The organism is Microcoleus sp. S28C3 (assembly GCF_036700785.1).
Classification (GTDB): Bacteria; Cyanobacteriota; Cyanobacteriia; order Cyanobacteriales; family Microcoleaceae; genus Microcoleus; species Microcoleus asticus.
This window is the reverse complement of record NZ_JAUBPO010000215.1, coordinates 1-4,877: the sequence shown is the minus strand read 5'-3', so window position 1 is coordinate 4,877 and position 4,877 is coordinate 1. Positions and strand designations below refer to the sequence as shown.

Below are 4,877 nucleotides of genomic sequence, written 5' to 3'. Positions count from 1 at the left end.
TTTTATGTATGACTGTACTTTAAGCCTTGGATAGCTTTCCTCGCCACTCACCCCAAAAAACTGTCCGGACTGTTGCCTGATTTACCTTTAGTTAATGCCGATTCCGCTCAGCTCAGGCGAGTCTTTGAAAATTTGATTGGCAATGCTCTCAAATACAATCCAATTGGATTTACGTTAACATTAGGTGCATCGCTGGAGCCAGAGGCCTCTTATCTACGCTGCACGGTGAGAGATAATGGGGTGGGAATAAAATCAGAGCATTGTGCTTCATTGTTTGAACTGTACGTGCGAGGTAGTGGTGTTAAGCGTACTGCTGGGGTTGGCTTAGGGCTTTACATCTCGAAGCAAATAGTCGAGGCGCATGGTGGAGAAATTGGTGTAGAGAGTGAGCTAGGTAAGGGTACTACTTTTTGGTTCACTTTGCCAGTGTTTAAACCAGACCACTACGCAGGGCAATAACCGCAGCTTGTACGCGATCGTTAGTCTCCATTTTGTTGAAAATCGCTTTAATGTAACCTTTGATAGTATTAGGGCTTAAGTGCAGTTGATAACCGATATCTTTATTGCTTTTGCCCTCTGCCATTAGTTTTAATACCGTCAATTCTCGCGCGGTAAACAGGGATTCTTCGCAGTTGGTTGTGGGTTTTCTGAGATTTTGAATGACACAAGTGGCAATTTTAGCGTCTAGGTAGGTGCTACCTTCTCGGACAGCATTGATGGCTGTTAATAGCTGTTCTGTGCTAGTCCCTTTAATGCAATAACCCTCTGTTCCACAAGATAAGGAAGCCAATACTTCTGTATCACTGGTGTGTGAAGTTAGCATGAGGATGCGGGTATGGGGTAGCAATGCTTTTATTTGACTGGCAGCAGCAATGCCGTCGATATCAGGTAAGCCAATATCCATGAGGATAATATCGGGTTTTAGCTTTGAAGCTACATCTATTGCTGAATTGCCATCTTCTACCTGCCCGACAATAGTAAATTGAGGTTCTGTTGCTAGGAGTCGTGATAGTCCCAATTGCATCATGGGATCGTCTTCGACAATTAGGATGGTTGATGGTTTGGTTGCTTTTACTCCAGCGATCATTTTTTTCTCCAGATTAAAGGTAGGAGGCGAACTTTCTGCCGAAATTTGACAGAAAGCTTTAGCTCGTTCCTAAATTGTTGAACTTGTAAGCTAGTATTGTCCTCATCTGTTGGGAAGATTTTTAATACTGCTAGTCTGTCTTTGGTTTGAGAGTCGTAGGGAGGAGGTACATTAACTATAGTTGAGCTAGTCTCCCTTGAAGTCCACCTCCCTATCAATGACCGCTTATAAAAACCTAGGCAAACCTGGGTAAGCTCTGCGGTATAAGCTTTAAACGTTCTTACAAGCGCGCTTACGCTTCCTCGGTATCGAGATTGACCAAGAAACTCCAGTTAGAAACGCTATAATAATCACAACGACGTGATATTACAGCGGAACGCTTGATTTTTCTATTCAGTTGATTCCACTCGCTCCAAACGTGCTTTTCCGGGTTCATCTCGGAATAGGCGGTTAAGGAGCGAGGTATTTTTTCACTTAATTTCATAGCCCTGCGAGCAATTACCAGTGCGGCTGATTCATCGCTGGCTAAGCCATACATTTTTAGGTATTTTACCAAGCCGATAATACTCGAATAAGCCGGGTTGACTGCAATTAACTCAATTCCGCGATTCGACAAAATAGAATTGAGTTGTTTGTAGAACTCGCTGTATGCCCAGCCCGACAACATCCGGGCATATTTTCTACCTTTCTCTCCTAGGGATTGCTTTTTAGCCGAGAAATCAAGTTCTTCACAAACTACGGGACATTCAAATTCCGCAGCTTTCATAAAAAACACTCGGTAAGTGGGAAACTCAGCGACTTCAGTCCTGAGAGGAAAACGGCTCGGCGATTTCAATCGCCTTGAATCTTTAAATTCAAAATGAGTAGCTGTACCCATCTTTATAGTGAATAGTTTTGCAGTATTTATGGCTAATCCCTTGCACCAATTCTGATGCCGAGATATTGAATGAACCAGTCGATCTAACCGCAACCCGACCAACATACTCACCTATCTTTTTACCACTGGTAACGATTACTTTTACGATGTCACCAGTCTGAAAACCTTTGACAAACTTGTTTCTCGGAACGTACCGAGATGGGAAGCCAAATTTATCGGTACGGCACATTTGACGAGTTCCATGTCCAGTTGCTTTGATTAGTAATGGTTTACTCGTGACTACAGACAATGATTCAAGTTGACCAACACAAGCAGCATCAATCCAATGAGTTTTAGGTAGTTGCAGTCGAGTACGATTGAACTTTGTCAGTCCACCTGAACCAGTCAAAACGGGCAACCCCGTTTCTTTTAGTCGAGAAAACAACGCCCATCGGGTCGAATTCACGGCAGCGGCATCTTTGAGCGGACGTTTTGCTTGTGCAAGAATGTGCTTCAAGATGTCAGGTTTCTTGGCTAAAAATTGCTGAATATCTTGACTGCCTTTCTTCTGGTTACACTTCTCACAAGCAAGGCAGAGATTAGAAATTCGATTACTTCCTCCTTTAGCTTTTGGATGAATATGTTCAACTTGCAAGGGTACATTTTCAATGTTGCAGTAAGCACATTTCCTATTCCACTTGTTCAATAAATATTCGCGAATTTCGTACCCACATAAAATACCTTGCTGGTATTCCAGCCCACTAATTTCTGGGTTTTCTAGTTGTTGTAGGTCAAATCTGACAAGCTCTTGAATGATCGAACTGATTGGTGCAAGTCTGCGTAATTTATTAACCCAAGTTAGGGTGGTTTCTACCCGGTGCTGCAAGGATGGCGCTAACCATCCTTTTTGGCGGGTACGGTTTAAAAACCTTGCTCGGCGGTAGCGAGTATGACGGTTTCGTCGCCCTCGACGTAGTGCGCGACGGGAATCAAGACTTGCTTTGATGGCTTGACCTCGATGAGTTAGTTCAGCGCCAAAAATTACTTTCTCACCTTGCAATAATGCGATACCAGTAGTTTTTGAACCTGGATCTAATTTGAGAGTGATTGATTTAATCGTTGCTGTTACCACCTTTTTGAGGATAATTGTGATTGGGAACATTCTGAAAACAGCCGCTTTACCGGCAGTTAACAATTTGCGAGCCATTGACGGTTTGCAAGGTGTTAGTGGTCTTTTGTTTGTATCGAGTACGAAAATAAAATTGGACATTGTTGTGTCCTCCACTTGCGTGTAATGTTAGCTTCGCCAATGTTATAAGAGCTTTTTAAACCTGCAACACTGCCTCAGTGACTTTAAGGCTGTTTAATTGCAGATGACAGGGCAAGGGACTAGCTTCGCATCCACAGGGTGTCGTGACTCAAATAACGTAGATTTCGAGAATCTTAGGCTGGTCAGCATAGCTTGCAATTTCTTACAAGCTCAGTGGCACTTAGCCCTGAGTTACTGACTGAACGAGTTAAAGCGTAACTTCATCGATTTCATCGAAATTAATAGCAGTTGCTATTGACTCTGGTTTTGCCCCTAAAGAATAACCGAAACTAACAAATTCACTGATTGTTTGAGAATGAATTTGAGTTCGTAACCAATTTTTGGTTTGTCGATGTTGCTTAGTGTCCCAGACAAATTTAACTTTTTGTGCAGGTTGAGTTGGGTGCAGTGCCAAAACAATTAGTTGCAGCTTTTCAGGCTCTATCTTAAAGAATTGAACAGCTACCCATAACTTTACCCGGTCTTCCCAAGTCATTACAGGATGCCGAATCGCCCACTCAAATAGCTTTGGTCGTCCTTTGACAAAACCAACACTTGCTGGAACTTGTATTACTTTAAATGAAGGGGAAGAGTGTTTTACTGTTTCTCCCTGCTTTTTTAGGTGTAGCTTTGCTTGAATTGGAATATCAACAAACAGTTTTCGCTGCGGTAAAAATAGTGTTGGCGATAATTCTTTAAGTTCGTTAACCCACTGCTGTAACTGCGGATAGTTATTGAGAATTGGCTCAACAGGTAATCCCATTAAAATTTGCTTGACAAGTAGTTGCAAATGTTGTTGGAGATAGTTGGGAACTAAAGATGGTTTTTGTAGTTGGTTAGGCTGGACAGTTTGATTGAGGTTGGACAGAGTAAGAAGATACATTGCGAGCGAGCATAAAAGGCTGAGCAATAGTGGCGATCGCCGCAGAAAAAGTCCGAGAGCGCATAATAGGATTAAAAGTTTATAGCCACATCTGCTCACGATCAGGAACAGATTGGTCTAGATTTGCTGTGACCCTGCAGGAATTGTTTGACTACCGTCCCTCTGCAAAAGATCCAATTTGACGGTTGGCTGCTCGGTTTCTTCTAAAAACTGTGCCACAGATTTGATGACATCTGTTGCGGTTTTGGGTACGAGAACCAAATCTCCCGATGCCAGCATATCTAGTAGGGCACCGGGTTTTCCCTTCCCTCCGTACAAGTGACCCATAGAAGCTGCTAGCTTTTCAAGTTTTTCTGGTGTCTGTCGCGCAACTCGCGCTCGAAAAACAATGCCTGAAGGCGATCTCTGTTTCCGTCCCATGCTCGACCTTATATCTGTGCTACAGTTTTAACAAGCGGTAAGCCTATACTAAAAATTGTACAAGACACGAGGTTTGAGTGGAAACTTTAGCCCGCTTGTGCTCTATCAGTTTAGGGTGCAATGACTCGATATTTGCAGAGTATGCTATCGCTTTTGCCCCATAAATTTGACTGGTTATGCCCAAAAAGCGCAGTTGTTCCGTGAAAATTGCAACGCTGCACAGCGTGTTGCAGGATTGCTATCAACTTACAGCAGATTGCAGGTAAATAGAGTACACTTAAAATAAGTATAGCAGTAGCAGTAATGAAACCATTACCAATCG

General features: G+C 42.8%; 7 protein-coding genes. 1 reads left to right on the top strand and 6 read right to left on the bottom strand.

Going from position 1 to position 4,877, the window contains the following annotated elements:
• The first annotated feature begins 72 nt into the window (after positions 1-72).
• Positions 73-459, top strand: a complete 387-nt coding sequence (locus QUA13_RS31535) for a sensor histidine kinase (protein WP_333204908.1) — start codon at positions 73-75, stop codon at positions 457-459.
• On the opposite strand, the gene QUA13_RS31530 is transcribed toward QUA13_RS31535, so the two are convergent.
• The 6 genes from QUA13_RS31530 to QUA13_RS31505 form a co-directional block, all read right to left on the bottom strand.
• On the bottom strand, positions 431-1,087 hold the full coding sequence (locus QUA13_RS31530) for a response regulator transcription factor (RefSeq protein WP_333204906.1): 657 nt from the start codon (positions 1,085-1,087) through the stop codon (positions 431-433). The genes QUA13_RS31535 and QUA13_RS31530 overlap by 29 nt on opposite strands.
• A gap of 292 nt (positions 1,088-1,379) precedes the next feature.
• A complete protein-coding gene (locus QUA13_RS31525) occupies positions 1,380-1,853 on the bottom strand; it encodes a hypothetical protein (protein WP_333204904.1) in 474 nt (157 codons plus the stop codon).
• An 88-nt stretch (positions 1,854-1,941) separates the two neighbouring features.
• The gene (iscB, locus tag QUA13_RS31520; protein WP_333204902.1) at positions 1,942-3,213 is read right to left on the bottom strand and encodes an RNA-guided endonuclease IscB; all 1,272 of its coding nucleotides are present in this window, start codon (positions 3,211-3,213) and stop codon (positions 1,942-1,944) included.
• Positions 3,214-3,460: 247 nt separating this feature from the next.
• Positions 3,461-4,135, bottom strand: a complete 675-nt coding sequence (locus QUA13_RS31515) for a hypothetical protein (RefSeq protein WP_333204900.1) — start codon at positions 4,133-4,135, stop codon at positions 3,461-3,463.
• Between the two features lie 117 nt (positions 4,136-4,252).
• A complete protein-coding gene (locus QUA13_RS31510) occupies positions 4,253-4,555 on the bottom strand; it encodes a hypothetical protein (protein ID WP_333204898.1) in 303 nt (100 codons plus the stop codon).
• 110 nt (positions 4,556-4,665) lie between these two features.
• A partial coding sequence (locus tag QUA13_RS31505) for a hypothetical protein (RefSeq protein WP_333204896.1) occupies positions 4,666-4,877 on the bottom strand: 212 nt, incomplete at its 5' end.